17 protein-coding genes are annotated in these 21,148 nt (G+C 68.4%); 14 read left to right on the top strand and 3 right to left on the bottom strand.

Going from position 1 to position 21,148, the window contains the following annotated elements; all coding sequences use genetic code 11:
- The first annotated feature begins 68 nt into the window (after positions 1 to 68).
- From P0M04_RS20675 to P0M04_RS20660, 4 genes are all read left to right on the top strand, one after another.
- Positions 69 to 788, top strand: coding sequence for a phosphoribosyltransferase (locus tag P0M04_RS20675; protein WP_259447239.1), 720 nt, complete (start codon positions 69 to 71; stop codon positions 786 to 788).
- The gene (locus P0M04_RS20670) at positions 760 to 1,920 is read left to right on the top strand and encodes an SRPBCC family protein (RefSeq protein WP_259447240.1); all 1,161 of its coding nucleotides are present in this window, start codon (positions 760 to 762) and stop codon (positions 1,918 to 1,920) included. The genes P0M04_RS20675 and P0M04_RS20670 overlap by 29 nt, the downstream gene beginning before the upstream one ends.
- A gap of 7 nt (positions 1,921 to 1,927) precedes the next feature.
- Positions 1,928 to 3,271, top strand: a complete 1,344-nt coding sequence (locus P0M04_RS20665) for an erythromycin esterase family protein (RefSeq protein WP_259447241.1) — start codon at positions 1,928 to 1,930, stop codon at positions 3,269 to 3,271.
- 80 nt (positions 3,272 to 3,351) lie between these two features.
- Positions 3,352 to 4,335, top strand: coding sequence for a CsgG/HfaB family protein (locus tag P0M04_RS20660; protein WP_259447242.1), 984 nt, complete (start codon positions 3,352 to 3,354; stop codon positions 4,333 to 4,335).
- Here P0M04_RS20660 and P0M04_RS20655 read toward each other — a convergent pair whose 3' ends face one another.
- Positions 4,336 to 6,738: a diguanylate cyclase domain-containing protein gene (locus tag P0M04_RS20655; protein ID WP_281042056.1), complete on the bottom strand. Its 2,403-nt coding sequence runs from the start codon at positions 6,736 to 6,738 to the stop codon at positions 4,336 to 4,338.
- A gap of 145 nt (positions 6,739 to 6,883) precedes the next feature.
- Between P0M04_RS20655 and P0M04_RS20650 the strand changes: the two genes are divergently transcribed.
- From P0M04_RS20650 to P0M04_RS20640, 3 genes are read left to right on the top strand one after another with little or no spacing between them, the layout of a single operon-like run.
- On the top strand, positions 6,884 to 7,369 hold the full coding sequence (locus P0M04_RS20650; RefSeq protein WP_259447244.1) for a (2Fe-2S)-binding protein: 486 nt from the start codon (positions 6,884 to 6,886) through the stop codon (positions 7,367 to 7,369).
- Positions 7,366 to 9,624, top strand: coding sequence for a xanthine dehydrogenase family protein molybdopterin-binding subunit (locus P0M04_RS20645; protein ID WP_259447245.1), 2,259 nt, complete (start codon positions 7,366 to 7,368; stop codon positions 9,622 to 9,624). The genes P0M04_RS20650 and P0M04_RS20645 overlap by 4 nt, the downstream gene beginning before the upstream one ends.
- A 4-nt stretch (positions 9,625 to 9,628) precedes the next feature.
- On the top strand, positions 9,629 to 11,128 hold the full coding sequence (locus P0M04_RS20640) for a tetratricopeptide repeat protein (RefSeq protein WP_259447246.1): 1,500 nt from the start codon (positions 9,629 to 9,631) through the stop codon (positions 11,126 to 11,128).
- Between the two features lies 1 nt (position 11,129).
- Here P0M04_RS20640 and P0M04_RS20635 read toward each other — a convergent pair whose 3' ends face one another.
- Positions 11,130 to 12,152, bottom strand: a complete 1,023-nt coding sequence (locus P0M04_RS20635; protein WP_259447247.1) for a PAS domain-containing protein — start codon at positions 12,150 to 12,152, stop codon at positions 11,130 to 11,132.
- Positions 12,153 to 12,304: 152 nt separating this feature from the next.
- On the opposite strand from P0M04_RS20635, the gene P0M04_RS20630 reads away from it, so the two are divergent.
- From P0M04_RS20630 to P0M04_RS20600, 7 genes are all read left to right on the top strand, one after another.
- A complete protein-coding gene (locus P0M04_RS20630; RefSeq protein WP_259447248.1) occupies positions 12,305 to 13,429 on the top strand; it encodes an aromatic ring-hydroxylating oxygenase subunit alpha in 1,125 nt (374 codons plus the stop codon).
- A gap of 27 nt (positions 13,430 to 13,456) precedes the next feature.
- Complete coding sequence (locus P0M04_RS20625; RefSeq protein WP_281042055.1) at positions 13,457 to 14,956, top strand: aldehyde dehydrogenase family protein; 1,500 nt, start codon at positions 13,457 to 13,459, stop codon at positions 14,954 to 14,956.
- Positions 14,943 to 16,655 (top strand): choline dehydrogenase, encoded by a 1,713-nt coding sequence (betA, locus tag P0M04_RS20620; protein WP_259447250.1) that lies wholly within the window; start codon positions 14,943 to 14,945, stop codon positions 16,653 to 16,655. Before P0M04_RS20625 ends, betA begins: the two co-directional genes overlap by 14 nt.
- 13 nt (positions 16,656 to 16,668) lie before the next feature.
- Positions 16,669 to 17,460, top strand: a complete 792-nt coding sequence (locus P0M04_RS20615) for a TorF family putative porin (RefSeq protein WP_259447251.1) — start codon at positions 16,669 to 16,671, stop codon at positions 17,458 to 17,460.
- A 40-nt stretch (positions 17,461 to 17,500) separates the two neighbouring features.
- Positions 17,501 to 17,788 (top strand): CBU_0592 family membrane protein, encoded by a 288-nt coding sequence (locus tag P0M04_RS20610; RefSeq protein WP_259447252.1) that lies wholly within the window; start codon positions 17,501 to 17,503, stop codon positions 17,786 to 17,788.
- A gap of 131 nt (positions 17,789 to 17,919) precedes the next feature.
- The gene (locus P0M04_RS20605) at positions 17,920 to 19,527 is read left to right on the top strand and encodes a trimethylamine N-oxide permease (RefSeq protein ID WP_259447867.1); all 1,608 of its coding nucleotides are present in this window, start codon (positions 17,920 to 17,922) and stop codon (positions 19,525 to 19,527) included.
- A gap of 12 nt (positions 19,528 to 19,539) precedes the next feature.
- Positions 19,540 to 20,493, top strand: a complete 954-nt coding sequence (locus P0M04_RS20600; protein WP_259447253.1) for a PDR/VanB family oxidoreductase — start codon at positions 19,540 to 19,542, stop codon at positions 20,491 to 20,493.
- Here P0M04_RS20600 and P0M04_RS20595 read toward each other — a convergent pair whose 3' ends face one another.
- The gene (locus P0M04_RS20595; RefSeq protein WP_259447254.1) at positions 20,494 to 21,099 is read right to left on the bottom strand and encodes an isochorismatase family protein; all 606 of its coding nucleotides are present in this window, start codon (positions 21,097 to 21,099) and stop codon (positions 20,494 to 20,496) included.
- Positions 21,100 to 21,148 lie beyond the last annotated feature (49 nt).

Raw genomic sequence — 21,148 nt, 5'->3', positions numbered from 1 at the left:
GCCGCCCGCGACCGTGCTCGTGCCGCGCGCGAGTCGAGATCAGGAGAGACTCTGAAAGCGTGCGCATCATGGCCGATATCCGTCATTTCAAGAATCGCACCGAAGCGGGCCGGCTGCTGGCGCAGCGGCTCGCCGCCTATGCCCGGCATCCGGACGCCATCGTGCTCGCACTCCCGCGCGGCGGCGTACCGGTCGGGTTTGCCGTCGCGCAGCGGCTCGGCATCGCGCTCGACGTCCTGCTCGTGCGCAAGCTCGGCATGCCGCGCCACGAGGAATTCGCAATGGGCGCCGTGGGCAGCGGCGGCGTCCGCGTGCTCCAGCCCGGCGTGCCCGGCCTGATGGGGGTCACTGCGCAGGACGTGGAAGCGGTGACGGCACGCGAGCTTGCCGAACTGCAGCGGCGCGAGCGTGCCTACCGCGGCGGCCGGCCGCCGCTCGACCTCGCCGGACGCAGCGCGATCCTCGTCGACGACGGCGTCGCCACGGGTTCCACGATGCTGGCCGCCATCGAAGTGGCGCGCCGGCTGGGGCCCCGCGAGCTGGTGCTGGCGATCCCCGTCGCGCCGCCGGACACGGCGGCCACGCTCGCGCCCCGCGTCGACGAACTCGTCTGCCTGTCGACCCCGCCCTACTTCCGCGCGGTGGGCCAGTGGTACGACGCATTCGAACAGACCAGCGACGAGGAAGTGCAGGATTTGCTGGCCACCGCCTGGCATGACGAGGCGGCGGCCGGGGCCAGACCAACCGGAGGAGTCAATCATGAAAAACACGACGGACACAGGCTATGAAATCGCGAAGTGGATCGGCGGCGCCGCCGCCGGCGCCCTGCTGATGTACATGCTCGACCCGGACCGCGGCGGCGCTCGGCGCGCGCAATCTGCCGCGGCCGTGCGCAACGCGGGCGCGCGCACGTCCAGCGCACTGGGTAACGTCTGGCGCGGCGCGGGCGAACGCATCGGCGCCGCCGGCGACGAGCTGCGCGACCGCGCGGCAGACGTGGCCGACGGCGCCGGAGCCCGGTCCGGCTCGGCACTGGAACGCATGGGACACGCGGCCAGCGAAGTGCTCGACGCCGGCCTCGACAAGGCGAAGGACACGCTGGCCCGCGCGAGCGACGCCGTCGGGAGCGGCATGGACAAGGCCCGGCATGCACTAGGCGGAAATGAAGCAGGCAATGGCATGGACAAGGCCCGCGCCATGGCACACGACGTCCGCACACGCATGCGCGACACCCTGCAGACCGGCCCGGGCGGCGAATGGACACCCACCGTGCGCAATTCCGCCCTGGCCGGCGGCGGCCTGCTGGCCCTGTATGCCCTGAGCCGCCGCTCGCCGCTGGCATGGATGCTGGGCCTGGCCGGCGCCGCGCTGCTGGCCCGCGGCGCCGCCAACCAACCCCTGCTGCCCATGCTCCGCGGCCGCGGCATGGGCATGGACCAGACCGTCGACTTCAGCAAGTCCATCCACATCGATGCCGCACCGGACGACGTCTACGACCTGTGGACCCATTACGAGAACTTCCCGCACTTCATGTCCCACGTCGTCGAGGTGCGCGACCTGGGCCGCGGCCGCTCGCACTGGGTGGTGCGCGGTCCCGGCGGCAGCGAGTTCGAATGGAATGCCGTGCTCACCGAGCAGACCCGGCCGCATCGCCTGGCCTGGCGCAGCGAAGCGGGCGCCGAGATCCCGCAGAGCGGTTCCATCCAGTTCGAGCCGCACCGCGGCGGCACCCGCGTCACCGTGCACATGTCGTACACGCCGCCGGCGGGTGCCATCGGCCACGGTCTCGCCACCTTGCTCGGGTCCGATCCGAAGTCGCAGATGGACGACGACCTGGCGCGCATGAAGGCGTTCATCGAACGGGGCGCCGTGCCGCGCGACGCCGCGCGCCCGCGCTCCAGCAGCCGCTGGCTGCACTGAGGCGGTCATGGCGACGCCGCAGATCCCGCAGCACACCATCTCGGCGCTGCGCAACGCCGCCCGTCCGCTGACGGGCGGCACACGCGACTACGACGCCCTGCTCGACCTCGTGGGCGATGCCCGCTTCGTCCTGCTGGGCGAGGCGACCCACGGCACCCACGAGTTCTACGAGGAACGCGCGCGGATCACGCAGCGCCTCATCGAGGACAAGGGTTTTCATGCCGTGGCCGTCGAGGCCGACTGGCCGGACGCCTACCGCGTCAACCGCTACGTGCGCGGCCGCGGCGGCGACCGCAATGCCGACGAGGCCCTGTCCGGCTTCCAGCGCTTTCCGAACTGGATGTGGCGGAACACGGACGTCGCGGCGTTCGTCCAATGGCTTCGGCACCATAACGAAACAACCGCCGGAGCGCAGGTCGGCTTCTACGGCCTCGACCTGTACAGCCTGTTCACGTCGATGGAGGAAGTGCTGCGCTACCTCGACCAGGTCGACCCGAACGCGGCGCGCCAGGCGCGCGAGCGCTACGCCTGCTTCGACCATTACCACGAGGACAGCCAGCACTACGGCTACACGGCGAGCCTCGACCTGTCCGCGTCGTGCGAACAAGGCGTCCTCGAGCAATTGCGCCAGCTACAGCAACGTGCCGCCGATTACATGTACCGGGACGGCGACGAGGAAGCGTTCTTCTACGCCGAGCAGAACGCGCGCCTCGTGAAGAACGCCGAGGAATACTACCGGACGATGTTCCGGGGCCGCGTATCGTCTTGGAACCTGCGCGACAGCCATATGGCGGAGACGCTGGATGCACTGGCCCACCACCTGTCCAAGGATGGCGAGCCGTCCAAGATCGTCGTCTGGGAACACAACTCCCACATCGGCGACGCGCGCGCGACGGAAATGGGAGAAATGGGCGAGTGGAACGTCAGCGAACTGGCACGCAAGGAATACGATGGGCAAACCAGGCTGATCGGGTTTTCCACGTACGACGGCTTCGTCACGGCCGCCTCGGAATGGGATGCGCCGGCCGAACACAAGCGCGTCCGGCCGGGCATGCCGGGCAGCTATGAGGAATTGTTGCACCAGACGGGCATTCCCCGCTTCCTGCTCCCCCTACGAGATGGCATCGACAAGGACGTCCGCGCCACGATGGAGGAGCGGCGGCTGGAGCGGGCGATCGGCGTCATCTACCTGCCCCGCACGGAGCGCCACAGCCATTATTTTGCCGCCCGCATGGCGCGCCAGTTCGACGCCGTGATCCATATCGACCACACGACGGCCGTGCATCCGCTCGATCCGGGCGGCGGCTGGCATGCGGAGGAACCGCCGGAGACCTACCCGACCGGCATCTGAAATGTGAAAATTGGCGAGATTGCGACCCTTTACATAGTTATAAAATGAACAAATTATTATTTGTTTATTATTGAAGGGTCATGAAGCCAATCCGGATCACCATTATTGCTGCCCTCCTTGCGGGCAGCACCTCCCTGCACGCCCAGGAGACCACCTCCAAAGTCGAGCGTTGCGACCGCCCGCTCGGCACCATCGCCGTCACGGAAGCCCAGAGCGATAGCGCGCACGCGCTGCAGAGCTACGGGCTCGGCTCGCCGGTCGCGCTGCTGCGCATCATGATCCAGCAATCGAACTGCTTCCAGGTCGTCGAGCGCGGCGCGGCGATGGCCAATCTGCAGCAGGAACGGGCGCTCGCCGCGAATGGCGAGATGCTGGGCGGCAGCAACGTCGGCAAGGGCCAGTTGCAGGCGGCCGACTTCGTGATGACGCCGAACGTGCAGTTCGCCGCCGCGAACACCGGCGGCATCGGCGGCGCGATCACGGATTACGGCGGACGCCTGCTGGGCGGCCTGGGCCGGATCGCGGGCGGCATCGCGGGCAACCTCAAGTTCAAGGAAGCGCAGACGAGCCTCTTGATCGCGGACGTCCGGTCCGGCATCCAGGTGGCGGCGGAAGAAGGCGTCGCGACGAAGACCGACTTCGGCATTTCCGGCTGGAGCTGGGGCGGCGGCGATTATTCGCGCCTGGGCGGCTACACGAATACGCCGGAAGGCAAGATGGTCGCGGCCAGCCTGCTCGACAACTACAACCGCATCGTGGCGCGCATCCGCAACGAGCCGAGCCTCGTGCGCACCAGCAGCGCGGCCAGCAAGGTGAATGCGCAGGCATCCACCCGGGAAGGCGTGCCCGTCTCGGCCGGCGCCAGCGTGTATGCGCGCCTGGCGACCGTCAAGGTGTACACGGAACCGCGCGCGAGCAGCAAGGTGATGGCGACGCTGAAGCGGTCGGAAGAAGCGATCGCCACCGGCGAAGAGCGCGACGGCTTCGTCAAGATCGACGGCGAGAACGTCGCGGGCGGCTGGGTGCAGCGCACGCTCGTGGCCACGCAGCCGGCACCGCAGTAATCACTGGGCCGGCACACCGGTGGCCGGCACACCGACCGCCTCCTCCGCCAGGCGCACCACGCAGCGGTTGCGGCCGCCGTGCTTGGCCGCGTACAGCGCCGTGTCGGCCCAGCCCAGCACCTGGTCCTGCGTGGGCAGCGGGCCGTCGATGCCGTGGACGAGCGTGATGCCGACGCTGGCCGTGACGTCCAGCGGCCCGGCACCCGTCGCGAACGGCTTGCGGATCACCTCCACGATCTTGGCGCCGATCCGCTCCGCCTCGTCGATGCCCTTGACGTCTTCCAGCAGGACGACGAATTCGTCGCCGGCCAGCCGGGCCGGCGTGTCCGTGACGCGCACGCAGCCAGCCAGCCGCTGCGCGAATTCCTTCAGCACCTCGTCGCCGACGCCGTGGCCCCACGTGTCGTTGATGGCCTTGAAGTGGTCGATGTCCAGGTAGGCGAGGCCCATCACCTGGCGCTGGCGGCGCACGCGTTCCAGCGCCTGGCCCAGCAGTTCCCCGAACAGGCGGCGGTTGGCGATGCCGGTCAGGCTGTCGAAGCGTGCCATCTGCACGAGCCGGCTTTCCGCTTCCTTCACCCGCGTCATGTCGTGCGCGAGCGCGTACACGCCCGCGACGGCGACGCTCACCCTGCCCTGCGCCTGCACGTCCGGCACGAACGTCCATTCGAGGATGCGGTGTCGGCCCTGTGCCTGCAGCGGCATCTCGAACGTGGCGCCGACGCCTTCGAAGGCCTGCCTGAGGCGCGGCCGGGCGGCGTCGTAGGCCGGCTTGCCCAGCACCTCCTGCAGGTGCATGCCGGGCAGGCGGACCGGTTCCAGCCCCAGCCACGCCTGGAACGTCGCGTTGCCGAAGCCCATGCGGTGGTTGCGGTCGATGTAGCAGATCAGCACCGGCAGGTTGTCGGCGATCAGGCGCAGGCGCTGCTCGCTGGCGGCCTGCGCCAGCTCCGCTTCCTTGCGCTCGCTGATGTCCATCGCCATCACGAAGAACCCGACGACGCGGCCGTCGGCATCGATGTCGGGGATCGTGTCGATCATCTGGTGGCGCGTGGCATCGTCGCTGCGCACGTCCTCCACGTGGCCATGCTCGCCGCGCAGCGCGGCGCGGATCAGCGGTTCCAGGCGCGCATAGCCGGCCTCGCCCAGCGCTTCGCGCACCGTGTGCCCGATGAACGCGTCCGGTGCCGAGCCGATCATGCGGTCGAAGCCGGCGTTGGTGAATTCGAAGCGTTCGTCGCGGTCGACGTAGGCGATCACGGCCGGGACGTTATCCGCGATCGCGCGCATGCGGGCCGCCGCGCGCCCGCGCGCCTGCACGAGGTCGTGGAAGGCGCGGCCCAGTTCGCCGATCTCGTCGTTGCGGGCCAGCGCCAGCACCTCGCTGCCGGCGCCTTCGTGGCGTACAGCAGCCACGTTGCGGTGCAACGCGTCCAGCGGGCGCAGGCCGCGGCGTACGAGCCACCACGCCAGCAGGCCCGCGACCAGCGCGAGGATGCCGGCTACGACCAGCACCGTGCGCCGTACCCGGGCGAGCGGGGCGAACGCCTCCGCCTCGGGATAGCGGGCGCCGAGGATCCAGCCGGTCGTCGTCAGGCGTTTATAGGTGACGATGGCGGCCCCGTCGCGATCGCCGCCGATCAGCCAGCCCTCGAACCCGTGCAGGGCGCGCCCGAGGCCGGGCTGGTCGGCGGGCGGCGCCGTCTGGCGTTCGCGCACGGGCGAGTCGATCAGGGTGCCGTCCGCCGACATCAGGAACAGATAGCCCGTACTGCCCGGCCGCAAGGCGTCGACCTGGCGCAGGAAGCGCGCATGCTGCAGGTCGATCCGGCCCGTCAGCACGTAGACGATCTCGCCGTGGTCGTCGAACACGGGCGCCGTCACCAGCACCATGTTCGCGCCGGACAGGCGGCTCTGGAGCGGATCGGACACGATGCCGCGGCCCCGCAGCAGGGTTTCTTCGAAGTACGGGCGGCCGGTGGCCGTCAGCGGCTGCGCGGTCGGCATGGAGGCGCCCGACGCCACCAGTTCGCCGTTGCGGGCAAACGCGGCAATGTTGATGAACTCGTCGCCCACGTCGGCCGTGCGGTTCGCGAGCCAGGCCTGCAGGCGGCGCGGGTCGTTGCGGGCGTCGGCCGGCATGGCCGCGGCCAGCGCGGCCATCTGGCGCAGGCGCGCCTCCAGCAGATCGTCGAGGAAGGCGGCGGCCCCGGACAGCGACGCATACTGCTGCGCACCCAGCACGGCGCGCAGGTCGTGCTCGGCCACGTCCACGGCCAGCGGGCCGGCCAGCATGGTGGCGCCCAGCACGAGCACGCCGACGGCACCGGCCAGGCGGCTGCGCAGGTTGGTCGAAAAAGTGATGGGTCGTCGCATGTGGGTCGGGCGTACGATGCTGCGCATCGGGCCGCTCCAGTATGTCATACCCCCCGGGTTTCTACTAATGCCACGTAAAAGATCAAATGACTTGGTCTTGACGGGGCAGTTTGGTTTAGCATTGCAGAGTTCAGCAAATGGCAACGGCAATCCCAACACATCCCACGAGGACATGAGTAAATACACACTGCACGTCAACGGCAAGGCCCAGGCCGTCGACGTCGAAGCGGATACCCCGCTGCTGTGGGCGCTGCGCGATACCCTCGGCCTCGTCGGCACGAAGTACGGCTGCGGCATCGGCGCCTGCGGCGCCTGCACCGTCCACGTGGACGGCCAGCCGGCCCGTGCCTGCCAATTGCCGGTGAGCAGCATCGGCAAGCGCCGCATCACGACGATCGAAGGCCTCGATGCCCGTGCCACGCACCCGTTGCAACAGGCCTGGACCGAGCTGGACGTGCCGCAGTGCGGCTATTGCCAGGCCGGCCAGATCATGACGGCGTGCGCCCTCCTGAAACAGCATCCGAAGCCGACCGACGCCCAGATCGACGACGCGATGGCCGGCAACCTGTGCCGCTGCGCGACCTATGTCCGCATCCGCGCGGGCATCCACCGCGCGGCGGACATTGCCGCGACCGGTAACGGAAAGGACAAGGCATGAGCCCCGTCTCCTCCTCGCGCCGCCGCTTCCTCGCCCAGTCTGCCGGCGCCGGCATCGCCCTGCTGCTGGGCGTGCAGGCGAGCGGCGCCATCGCTGCGCTGGCCGACAACGGTGCGGCGGAACCCGCAGCGGGCGACTTCGTCCCGAACGCTTTCATCCGCATCGGCACGGACGGCCGCGTGACGCTCGTCTCCAAGCAGCCGGAAATCGGCCAGGGCATCAAGACATCGCTGCCGATGGTGCTCGCGGAAGAACTCGAGGTCGACTGGAAAACGGTCCGCGTCGTGCAGGGCGACCTGAACCCGATCTATGGATCGCAGGGCGCCGGCGGATCAACGTCGACGCCGACCAACTATGACAACTTCCACCGCCTCGGCGCCACCGCGCGCACGATGCTCGTACGCGCCGCCGCGCAGACGTGGAACGTGCCGGCGGCCGAATGCCGTGCGGAGAACGGCGCCGTCGTGCACGGCGCCAGCGGGCGCAAGCTGGGCTACGGCGCGCTCGTGCGCACGGCGTCCGCGCTGCCCGTGCCGGATGCGAAGGAGGTCGTGCTCAAGGATCCGGCCGCGTACCGCCTGCTCGGCACGCGCGTGGGCGGCGTGGACAACGCGCTCGTCGTCAGCGGCCAGCCGCTGTTCGGCATCGACACGCGCCTGCCCGGCATGCTGTACGCCACGTACGTGAAGTGCCCGGTGCTGGGCGGCCGCCCCGTCGAGGCGAACCTGGACGCCATCAAGCGCATGCCCGGCGTGAAGGCCGCGTTCCTCGTCGAAGGCACGGAAAACCTGAACGGCCTGCGGCCCGGCGTCGCGATCGTCGCCGACTCGACGTGGAACGCGTTCCGCGCCCGCAAGAACCTGAAGGTGACGTGGGACGAAGGCGAAGGCGCGCGCCACAGCTGGTCCGGCTTCCTCGCCGCCGCGCAGGCCGCGAGCGGGCAGCCCGGCGCCGCCGTGATGCGCAAGGACGGCGACGTGGATGCGGCGCTGGCGGGCGCCGCGCGCACGGTGGAGGCGAACTACGTCTACCCGTTCATCTCGCACGCGAGCATGGAACCGCAGAACTGCACGGCGTGGTTCAAGCCGCTAGAGGGCACGCTCGAACTGTGGGCCCCGACGCAGAATCCGGGCGCGGGCCAGGCGCTCGTGTCGACGACCTTCAACATCCCGAAAGATAAAATCACGCTGCACATCACGCGCAGCGGCGGCGGCTTCGGGCGCCGGCTGTCGTCCGACTTCATCGTCGAAGCGGCCGCGATCGCGCAAAAAGTCAAAGCGCCCGTCAAGCTGACGTGGATGCGCGAGGACGACCTGCAGCACGACCACTTCCGCGCCGGCGGCTTCCACTTCCTGCGCGGCGGCGTGGACGACCAGGGCAAGGTCGTCGCCTGGCACGACCACTTCGTCACGTTCGCCAACCGCGTCGAGAAGAAGGAAAGCGACGGCGGCAGCGCCAGCGTGCTGCAGCCGGGCAGCGGCGGCAACCTGTCGGGCGACGAATTCCCCGCCCGCTGGCTCGCCAACTGCCTGATCGAGCAGACGCCGCTCGAATGCCGCATCCCGATGGGCCCCTGGCGCGCGCCGGGCAGCAATGTGTTCGCATGGGTGTTCCACAGCTTCATCGACGAACTGGCCCATGCGGCCGGACGCGATCCGGTCGCGTTCCGTCTCGACCTCCTCGGCGAGAAGGACCTCGTGGCCGGCACGGGCGAGCGCGGCGTGCCGTACAACGTGGGCCGCATGCGCAACGTGCTTAAGGCCGTCGCGGAAAAATCCGGCTGGGGCCAGCGCAAGTTCGCGCGCGGCCAGGGCGCCGGCGTCGCGTTCCACTTCAGCCACCGCGGCTACGTGGCCGAAGTGGCCGAAGTGACGGTGTCGAAGGAAGGCCGGCTGCGCGTGGACCGCGTCGTCGTCGTCGCCGACATCGGCGCGCAGATCGTGAACCTGTCCGGCGCCGAGAACCAGGTGCAGGGCTCCGTCATCGACGGCCTGTCCACCCTGATGTATCCGACGCTCGACATCGACAAGGGCCGTATCGTGCAAAGCAACTTCCACGACTACGCCCTGCTGCGCATGCCGGACACGCCGACGAAGATCGAGACGCATTTCCTCAAGACGGACTACCCCGTTACGGGCCTCGGCGAACCCGTGTTCCCGCCGCTGGCGCCGGCCGTCTGCAACGCGATCTTCGCCGCCACCGGCAAGCGCGTGCGCGAGCTGCCGCTGGCGAAAGCGGACCTGTCCTGGAGCTGACCGCGTGGCGGTGGAAGACACGTCCGACCTGCTGGGCCAAGCCGTCAGGCTGCACCAGCAGGGCCGGCTCGAAGCGGCGCAGGCCTTGTACCGGCGCGTGCTGGACCTCAACCCGCGCCAGTTCGACGCGCTGCACCTGCTGGGCGTGATCGAGCGCCAGCGCGGGCATCCCGGCCGTGCCGTAGATCTGATCGAAGAAGCGCTGCGCATCGACCCGCTGCAGGCGCGCGCCCATTGCAACCTGGGCGCCGCGCTGCAGGACCTGGGCCGCACCGACGCCGCGCTGGCCAGCTACGAAGCGGCGCTGCGCCTCGATCCGGCGTATGCGCTCGCCTGGGACAACCGCGGCAACACGCTGCGCCGGCTCGGCCGCCTGGCCGAAGCGCTGGACAGCTACGAACGCGCGCTCGGCATCAACCCGGCGCTGGCCGACGCGTGGTGCCACCGCGCCATCGCGCTGCACGACCTCGGGCGCCATGCGGATGCCGTCGCGAGTGCCGAACAGGCCCTCGCCACGCGGCCCGCGTATGCGGACGCCTTCGTCGCGCTGGGCCATGCGCTGCAGGCGCTGGACCGTCACGCGGACGGCATCGACGCCTACGGCTGCGCGCTCGCGCTGGCCCCGCAGGCCGACACCTGGTGCGCGCACGGCACGGCACTGAAGAAATCGGGCGACCTCGCCGGCGCCCTGCACAGCTACGAACGGGCGCTGGCCCTGCGGCCCGACTACGCGCTGGCGGAACACTATCGCGCGAACACGCTGCGCGCACTGGGGCAGCGCGATGCGGCGGTGGCGTCGTACCGGCGCGCGCTCGACCTGGGCGCGGATGCGGTCGAGATCCGCTTTGCGCTGGCGGCGCTGGGCGAGGCGGAGCAACCGGCGGCCGCGCCGGCGGATTACGTGAAACACCTGTTCGACCAGTACGCGGGCCGTTTCGACCGCCACCTCGTCGACGTCCTCGGCTACCGCACGCCGGCGCTGCTGGACGCCCTGCTCCGTCCGCACCTGGCCGCGCTGCCGGTGGATGCGGCACTGGACCTCGGCTGCGGCACAGGACTGTGCGCGCCTTTCCTGCGGCCGCTCGCGCGGCACGTCACCGGTGTCGACCTGTCGCAGAAGATGCTGGAGAAGGCGGCAGGACTCGACCTGTACGACGACCTGATCTGCGCGGACATCGTCGCATGGCTGGCCGAGCGTCCGGCTTCATGCGACCTCGCCGTCGCGGCCGACGTGCTCGTGTACCTCGGCGACCTGTCCCCGCTGTTCGCGCGGGTGCGGCGCGCATTGCGCGCGGGCGGGCTGTTCGCGTTCTCGTGCGAAGCGCTCGACGACGGACGCGACCACGCGATCCTGCCGTCGAACCGGTTCGCCCATGCGCTCGACTACGTCACGCGGACCGCGCGGGCGGCCGGCTTCGACGTCGTCGCGACGGAGCGCGCCGTGCTGCGCCAGGATCACGGCCGCGACGTCGGCGGGCACCTCGTGCTGGTGCGCGCGGCGTAAATCAACCTGTCGCCTGCGCCGTGACGTCCTGCGACGCCCCGATCATGGTCGCGGCATTCCCATGCTCGTCGAGGGTCACCTCGCCCTCTTCGCGGATATGGCGCCGGCTGCCGTCCGGCAGCACGATGTCGTATTCGACGCGGTAAGGCTGGCCCTCGACGATCGCCGCGTGGATGGCCGCCTGCACGCGCGGGCGGTCTTCCTCGACGATGGACGCGAGGAAGCGCTCCATCGTCACCTTGAACGCCTGCGGCGCCCAGCCGAAGATGCGGTAGGCCTCGTCCGTCCACGTGCAGTCGTCCGTCTGGATGTTCCAATACCACGCGCCCAGGTGGGCGATCTCCTGCGCCTTGGCCAGCAGCGCCTCGTTCTGGCGCAGCGCGGCCTCGGCACGGCGGCGCTCCGTGATGTCGAGGCTGACGCCGATCATCTTGACGGGCCGCTGGTCGAAGTCGCGGACCAGCGTCGCGCGCGACGACACCCAGCGCGTCGTCTCGCCGTCGACGACGCGGAATTCCCATTCATGCATCTCGTTCGCGTCGAGCGTGCGGCGCAGCACGTCGCGCAACCGCGCGACGTCGGCCGGGTGCACGCACGCCCAGAAGTCGTCCATCGAGCGGATGTGGCGGCCGAACAGCGATGTGTCGTTCGCCGAATACTGCAGGTGGTCCGTCATCACGTTCCACTCCCACGTGACGACGCCGGACACTTCCTGCGCCAGCTTCATGCGCGCCTCGCTCTCCATGATCTCGGCCAGGTGCTTCTTGCGCAGCGCGCCGATGTGCGGGTCGGCCGCGGTACTGGCTTCCAGTTCCGCGATCGCCTGCTCGCCGTAGCGCAGCCATAGCCAGTTCACGCCGAGGAAACGCGCCAGTTCCAGCAGGCGCGGGTATTCGATCTCGCCGCCGCGCGTCCATTTGTGCACGGCCGACGGCGACACCCCCAACGCCTCCGCCACCTGCTTGAGCATGATCTTCTTCTCTTCCAGTACACCTTTCAGGCGCGCGCCGAATGTCTCTTCCATGTTCCGATTAACCGTTGGTGAATTTTGTACCGCAGAGGATACACCAATTCGACACGCTTGACGCCGTACGAAAAACGGGCATACACTCGACTCAAATAAAACGTGAGTAAATTAATTAACCATCGGTGAATCACGAACAAAAGGAGACAAGCATGGACCAGCACACCTTCGCCCCGACCTGCCCGCTGCCGGGCGAACTGGGGTACACCCTGCCCGCGCACTACTACACGTCGCCGGACATTTTCGAACAGGAAAAGCGCACGATTTTCGCCCGCAACTGGATCTGCGTGATGCACCGCAGCCAGGTGGCGGAGAACAACCAGTACGCAACGGCCAGCGTCGCCGGCGAGAACGTGTTCGTCGTGCGCGGCCGCGACGGCGTCCTGCGCGGCTTCTACAACGTGTGCCCGCACCGCGCCCACGAACTGTTCGCGGAAGGCGCGGGCAAGGCGAAAAACGTCATCACCTGCCCGTACCACGCATGGGCGTTCGGCCTGGACGGAAAACTGATCCACGTGCGCAACGGCGAGAACGTGCCGGGCTTCTGCAAGGACAACGCGGGCCTCACGCCGGTGCGCGTGGAAGAATTCTGTGGCCTCATCTTCGTCAACCTCGACATGAATGCGACCCCGCTCGCGGAACTGGCGCCGGGCCTCTCCGCCGACATCCGCGCGCGCTGCCCCGACGTCGACCAGCTCGTGCCGGCCGTGCGCCTGTCGTACACGATGAAGGCCAACTGGAAGGTCGTGGTCGACAACTACCTGGAATGCCTGCACTGCCAGACGGCGCACCCGGCCCTCGTCGATTCCATCAACATGGAGACGTACCGCCACGTCGTGCACGGCATCTACACGAGCCAGGTGGGCCAGACCCGCTCCGGCAGCGAAGCCTTCACCTACGACGGCGATGCCCCGAACACGGATTTCGCCGCCTACTGGCTGTGGCCGAACGTCACGCTGAACGTGCTGCCGGGCGACGGCAACTATGGCGTGTTCTATATGTTCCCGGTCGATGCCGACACGACGATCCAGCACTTCGAGTTCTACTTCCGCGACGCGACGCCGACCGAAGAACAGCAGCAGCTGATCGACTACTACAAGAACGTGCTCAAGCCGGAAGACCTGTCCATCGTCGAATCCGTGCAGCGCGGCCTGAAGTCGCGCGGTTACCGCAACGGCCAGGGCCCGCTGCTCGTCAGCGACGACAAGACCTCCGCCATCGGCGAGCACGGCGTACAACACTTCCAGCAAATGGTGCTGGACGCCCTGGCTGCATGAGCCACAATCGCTAACAGGAAGAACAGCATGATCAAGACCCAGCTCTACATCGACGGCCAGTGGCAGTCCCCCATCGAGGCCGCCGTCCGCGACATCGTCAACCCGGCCGACGAAGCCGTCATCGCGCAGGCGGCCGAAGGCACCCGCGCGGATGCCCGCCGCGCCATCGCGGCCGCGCGCGCCGCGTTCGACGGCCCGTGGCGCCGGACGACCATCCGCGAACGCGCCAGGATCCTGAACAAGATCGCCGACCTTGTCGACCGCGACGCCGCCGAACTGGCGCGCCTGGAATCCCTGAACACGGGCAAGACGATCACCGAAAGCCGCACGGACATGGGCGACATCGCCGCCACGTTCCGCTACTTCGCGGGCCTGGTGGCATCGGAATCGGGCGCCGTCAACGAGGCGCCGCACCACGTCATCAGCCGCACGCTGCGCGAACCCGTGGGCGTGTGCGGCCTGATCACGCCGTGGAACTACCCGCTGCTGCAGGCCGCGTGGAAGATCGCCCCGGCGCTCGGTGCCGGCAACACGATGATCGTCAAGCCGAGCAATTTGACGCCGCTGACCACGTGGCATTTTACGAAGCTGATCGAGGAACTGGACCTGCCGCCGGGCGTGTTCAACCTCGTCACCGGCGGCGCGGAAGTGGGCGCGGAGCTGGCGGAGAGCCGCGACGTCGACCTCGTGTCGTTCACGGGCGGCGCCATCGCCGGTGAAAGCATCATGAAAGCCGCGACGGGTAACTTCAAGCGCATCGGCCTGGAACTGGGCGGCAAGAACCCGAACATCGTGTTCGCCGACGCCGACCTCGATGCCGCCGTCGACTACGCGCTGAACGCCGCGTTCTTCCACGCGGGCCAGGTATGCTCGGCCGGTTCGCGCCTGATGATCGAATCGGGTATTTACGACGAGTTCGTCGCGCGTCTCGCCGCCCGCCTGCCCCGCATCGTGATCGGCAACGGTTTTCACGCGGAGACGCAGATGGGCCCCGTGCAGTCTGCGCAGCAGCACGAGAAGATCCTCGGCATGGTGCAGGCCGGGATCGCGGAAGGCGCGCGTCTCGTCCACGGCGGCAAGCGCCCGGCCGGCGACGCGTATGCGCGCGGCTTCTGGCTGGAGCCGACGCTGCTCGCGGACGTGCGCGCCGACATGCGCATCGCGAAAGAGGAGATTTTCGGGCCGGTGATCACCGCGGAGCGCTTCGATTCGGAAGAACAGGCACTGCGCGCCGCGAACGACACGCCATACGGCCTGGCCGCCGCCGTGTGGACGCGCGACCTGGACAAGGCGAACCGCATGTCGCGCCAGCTGCGCTTCGGAACGGTGTGGGTCAACGACTACCACCCCTACTTCCCGGAAGCGCCGTGGGGCGGCTACAAGGCGAGCGGCATCGGGCGCGAACTGGCGCGCGTGGGCCTGGACGAATACACGGAACTCAAGCACAGCTACATCAACCTCGCCCGAAGGCGATGGGCTGGTTCGGCGCATAAGACGCACAACGGAGGAGACCATGGACGCAATTGAGGATTACGACTACATCATCGTCGGCGCCGGTTCGGCCGGCTGCGTGCTGGCGTCGCGGCTCACGGAGGATGCGGACGTCACGGTGCTGCTGCTGGAAGCGGGCGGCCCGGACTGGCGCTTCGACTGGCGCACGCAGATGCCGGCCGCGCTGGCATACCCGCTGCAGGGCACGACCTACAACTGGGCGTACGTGACGGAACCGGAACCACACATGAACAACCGCCGCATGACGCAGGGCCGCGGCAAGGGCCTGGGCGGTTCGTCGCTGATCAACGGCATGTGCTACATCCGCGGCAACGCGATGGACTACGACGGCTGGGCGCAGGAAAAATCGCTCGATAACTGGAGCTATGCCGACTGCCTGCCGTACTTCCGCAAGGCCGAGACCTACGACAAGGGCGCCAACGATTACCACGGCGGCGACGGTCCGCTGCACGTGACGACGCCCACCGCCGACTGCAACCCGTTGTTCAAGGCGTTCATCCGCGCGGGCGAACAGGCCGGCTACGCCGCCACGGACGACCTGAACGGCTACCGTCAGGAAGGCTTCGGCCCGATGGACCGCACGACGACGGCCGACGGCCGCCGCTGCAGCACGTCCCTCGCCTACCTGGACACGGCGCGCCAGCGCCCCAACCTGACGGTGCACACGCGCGCCCTCGCCGACCGCATCGTGTTCGAACGCCAGCGCGCCGTCGGCGTCGCGTACCTGCAAGGCGACCAGCCGCGCCAGGCGCGCGCACGCCGTGAAGTCATCGTCAGCAACGGCGCCATCGCGTCGCCGCAACTGCTGCTGCGTTCCGGCGTCGGCAATGCGGACGAGCTGCGCGCGATGGGCATCGCACCCGTGCTGCACCTGCCCGGCGTGGGCGAGAACCTTCAGGACCACCTCGAGATGTACCTGCAGTACGAGTGCAAGCAGCCCGTATCGCTGTACCCCGCGCTGAAATGGTGGAACAAGCCGGCGATCGGCATCGAGTGGTATGTGCGCGGCACGGGCATCGCGGCGTCGAACCATTTCGAGGCGGGTGGATTCATCCGCAGCAGCGACGAATTCGCGTGGCCCAACCTGCAATACCACTTCATCCCGCTGGCGATGAACTACGACGGCAGCAATCCCGTCGAGATGCACGGTTTCCAGTGTCACGTGGGCTCGATGCGCTCCCCGAGCACGGGCTACGTGAAACTGGCGAGCCGCGACCCGCGCGTCAAGCCGCGCATCCTGTTCAACTACATGGCGCACGACGTCGACTGGCGCGAGTTCCGCGCGGGCGTGCGCCTGACGCGCGAGATCATCGGCCAGCAGGCGATGGACGAATTCCGCGGCCGCGAGATCAAGCCCGGCATGATGGTGCAGTCGGATGCCGAGATCGACGCCTTCGTGCGCGACCACGCGGAAACGGCGCTGCACCCGTCCTGCACCTGCAAGATGGGAGACGTCTCCGACCCGATGGCCGTCGTCGACGGCGAGGGCCGCGTGCATGGCGCTCAGGGGCTGCGCGTGGTGGATGCGTCGATCATGCCGAAGATCGTCACGGGCAATTTGAACGCGCCGACGATCATGCTGGCCGAGAAGCTGGCCGACGTGATCCGCGGCCACACGCCGCTGCAGCGGTCCACGGCGCCCTATTACAAGGCACCCGTGGCACGCGACGACAACGCCACCGCACGCGTGCTGCGCGTGGCCGTGCCGGCCTGACGGGGAGACGACCATGTACCGCATCCGTTTCCTCTTCCCGGCCCTGCTGCTCGCCACCGGGGGCGCACACGCGCAAACTAGCGACGCGCCTGCGTTTACCGCCAACGTGGCACTGACCTCGCAATACGTGTCGCGCGGCTTCCGCCAGACGTGGGGCCAGCCCGCGATCCAGGGCGGCGTCGACTGGACGCACCCGAGCGGCTGGTCGGCCGGCACGTGGATGTCGTCCGTCAGCGACAAGTTCATCGAGGGCGGCACCGTCGAGTGGGACCTGTACGGCGGTTATGCAGGCACCGTCGGCGACATCAGCTACGGCGCCCAGGTCTATTACTACCGCTATCCCGGCGCGACGCTGCAGGCCACGCATACGAGCTACGACTATGGCGAAATCGTGGCGTCGCTCGGCTACAAGTGGCTCAGCGCGAAGTACTGGCTGACGTACACGCCGGACTACTTCGGCTACAACAGCAGCTCGCTCGGCATCGGTTCCGACCTGCACAGCCGCGGCTCCGGCTACCTGGACCTGAACGGCACGTTCGACCTCGGCCACGACACGTCGCTGCTGGTGCATTACGGCCAGGAACGCGTGCGCAACTTTGCCGCGTACAGCTTCCGCGACGCGCGCATCGCGTTGTCGACGTCGTTCGCGGGCGGCTGGACGCTCACGGGCGCCTGCACACGCGGCTGGGGACGGACCGACGTCTACGACCGCTACACGACCGGCGCCCTCGATTCGGGCGGCAGGCCGGCCATCTCCAACCCGCTGCGTCCGACATTCCTGGCCTCGCTGGCCAGGACGTTCTGACGCGGCACGTACCGAACCAAACCGTTTACACACAACGTATATGACTTCCCTGAGCCTTACCGACGCCACCGGACTCGTTGGCGTTGCCGCCTACGTCGCCGCCCACTTCGCCGTGCAGGTGCTGCACGCTTCGCCCACCGGCCGGCTGGCCATCGCCCTGAACGTGCTGGGGCCGGCCTGCATCCTCGTGTCGCTGTCCGGCGCGTTCAACCTCGCGTCGTTCCTCACGCAAGTGTTCTGGCTGGTGCTGACGGTGGTGGGCTGGTGGCGCCGGCGCGCGACCAAGGTGGTGACCTTGGAAGGCAGGGTCGCGCTGCAGAACGAGTGAAGCGCGCCCTCAGGAGGAGACACCCGCCACGAGCGGGCCATGACAGACCGTGAACGGCAGACTGCGAAGCAGCACCTTCAAACAAGACGGCATCATACAAGGAGACAATCGTGCAAGCACCTCAAGAAGGACTGACCGCGGGCATCCTCGCCCCGGTCCACGAACGGCAGGAAACGCATGAACTGAAACGCACCCTGACCTGGAAGGACGCCTTCTGGGTCACAAGCGGCGTGCCCGCGGGCGTGCTGTTCACCATCGGCGGCGTCTCGTCCACGATCGGCACGCCGGCGTGGATCATCTGGATCGCCGCGATCCTCATCGGCTTCATCCAGAGCTTCGTGTACGCGGAAATCTCGACGCTGTACCCGAACAAATCCGGCGGCGCGTCCGTGTACGGCGCGCTGGGGTGGGTCCGCTACAGCAAAATGGTGGCGCCCGTCTCGGTGTGGTGCAACTGGCTCGCGTGGTCGCCGATGCTGGCGATGGGCACCAGCCTCGCCGCCGGCTACATGCTGAGCAGCCTGTTCCCGGCCGACTCCATCATCAACACCTGGCACTGGACCCTGCTCGACCTGGGCGCCGTCGGCAAGGGCCTGACCCTGCGCGTGAACTCGACGTTCATCCTCGCGACAGCCTTCCTGCTCATCACGTTCAAGCTGCAGCACAGCGGCGCCAGCGCGGCCGCGACGACGCAGCGCATCCTCGGCATCGCGTCGCTGACGCCGCTCGTCGTCATCGCCCTCGTCCCGCTGATCACGGGCGACATGCCGTCGACGAACTTCCTGCCGCTGCTGCCGCTGACCCACGACGCGGCAGGCAGCGCGGTGCTGGGCGGCTGGAACGCGGCCGGCATCTCGACCGCGATGGGCGCGATGTTCCTCGCCTGCTGGTCCACGTTCGGCTTCGAGACCGCGGTGTGCTACACCCGCGAATTCAAGGATCCGCAGAAGGACGTGTTCAAGGCCATCTTCTGGTCCGGCGTGCTGTGCCTGTTCATGTTCATCGCCGTGCCGATCGCGTTCCAGGGTTCGCTGGGCCTCGCCGGCATGCTCAAGCCTGAGATCATCGACGGCTCCGGCGTCGGCGCCGCGATGGCGCACTTCGTCGGCGGCGGGAAGCTGATGTTCAACGTCGTCGTCGTGATGCTCGTGCTGGCGATCCTGCTGATCGTGATGACGTCGATGATGGGGTCCTCGCGCACCTTGTATCAGGCCTCCGTGGACGGCTGGCTGCCCCGCTACCTGTCGCACGTGAACGAGCACGGCGCCCCGACCCGCGCCATGTGGACGGACCTCGGTTTCAATCTGATCCTGCTGCTGATGTCGGACTACATGGCGATCCTGTCCGTGTCGAACGTCTGCTACATGATCTTCGTGTTCCTGAACCTGCAGTCCGGCTGGATCCACCGCCTGGACCGCGCCGACTGGCCGCGCGCCTACAAATGCAAGAACTGGCTGCTGGGCCTCGGCGCGCTGTGCGGCTTCGTGGACCTCGTGTTCGTCGGCGCCGGCGCGAACTTCCAGGGCGAGCACACGCTGCGCAACGGCCTGCTCACGGCCCTGCTGATCGTGCCCGTGTTCGTGTACCGCCACTACATCCAGGACAAGGGCCGCTTCCCCGCGTCGATGGCGCGCGACATGGCGCTGCCCCATGCCCGCGCCGGCGTGCTGCCTTACGTGGCGCTGGCCGCCGCCGTCCTCGTCGTGTGGCTGTCCGCCCGCCTCACCGTGATCACCTGACAGGAGCCTGACATGAACGATACGTTACGAGTCCGCGTCAGCCGCATCGAGCGGCTGGCCGACGGCATCAAGCGCTTCACGCTGCGCCGCAGCGACGGCCTGGACCTGCCCGCGTTCGACAGCGGCAGCCACGTCGTCCTCCACCTGGACGGGGGCCGCTTCCGCAACGCCTATTCGCTCACGAGTCCTCTCGACGACCTGGGCGGGTACCAGATCTGCGTGCGCAAGGAAGAAGCGTCGCGCGGCGGCTCGCGCTTCATGCACGAGGACGTGCGCGAGGACGACGAGCTGCACATCGGCGCGCCCGCCAACCTGTTCGGACTGCATCCGGGCGAAGGGAAGCACGTGCTGGTGGCAGGAGGCATCGGCATCACGCCGTTCCTCACGCACATCCAGGCCCTCGCGCGGCGCGACGCGGCTTTCGAGCTGCACTACTGCTTCCGCAACCGGGCCGGCGCGGCCGCGCTGGATACGCTGCCGGCGCTGGTCGGCCCGGAACGCCTGCGACTCTACGAGAGCGACGCGGGCACGCTGCTGGACGTGGCCGCGCTGGTGGCCGGCCAGCCGGCGGACGCGCACATCTACGTGTGCGGCCCGCAGCCGCTGAACGATGCCGTCGTGGCGGCGGCGAAGGCCGCCGGCTGGGACGCGGGCCGCATCCACTTCGAGCAGTTCCGCAACGACGTGGATGCGACCGGGGGCGCGTTCGACGTCACGCTGAAGAAAAGCGGCAAGACGCTGCACGTGGGGCCGGACGATACGCTGCTGCGCGTGATCGAGAAGGCGGGCATCCAGGTCGATTGCATGTGCCGCGAAGGGATCTGCGGGTCGTGCGAGACCGTGATCCTCGATGGCGTGGCCGATCATCGGGACAGTTACCTGTCCGATGACGAGAAGGCGGCGCAGAAGACGATGATGCTGTGCGTGTCGAGGTGCAAAGGATCGCACCTCGTCCTTGATCTCTGATTACGCAACCGATAACGCCACCATCCCGAACTCGCCCAGCCGCACCGGCACGGCCCCGCGCGCAACCATGCGGTCCTGCGCGCGGCGGCCGTCGCCCGGATTCACGTCGACGGCGCGCATGGCTTCCGGCACGATGAGCGTGTCGAATCCTTCTTCCAGCGCATCCGTGACGGTGTTCAGCACGCAGTAATCGGTGGCGAGCCCCACCACCGTTACACGCTCCACGCCCCGCGCGCGCAGCTGCGCCGCGAGGTCCGTGCCGCCGAACGCGGAATACGCGTCCACCGGCGCCGTGTCGGCCTTCGAGATGACGATGGCATCGTCCGGCAGCGCCAGCTCGGCCGCGAATTCCGCCCCCGGCGTGCCGGCCACGCAGTGCGGCGGCCACGGTCCGCCCTGGGCGCCGAACGAGCAGTGATCCTGCGGGTGCCAGTCGCGCGACGCGAAGATGGGCAGGCCTTGTGCCTGGTACAGCTCGATCAGGTGGTTGATGGGCGCGACCACTTCATGGCCGCCCGTCACGCCCAGCGCCCCGCCGGGCAGGAAGTCGACCTGCATGTCGATGATCAGCAGGGCATCCTGCTTGTCGAGGTGGATGGCACTCATTGGACTCTCCTGGAAGCGGTCGCGGACCGCGATGCCCTATTGTCGCGCA

The organism is Telluria mixta (assembly GCF_029223865.1).
GTDB lineage: Bacteria > Pseudomonadota > Gammaproteobacteria > Burkholderiales > Burkholderiaceae_D > Telluria > Telluria mixta.
The sequence above is the reverse complement of the archived record's forward strand: the minus strand, read 5'-3'. Positions and strand labels throughout refer to the sequence as shown.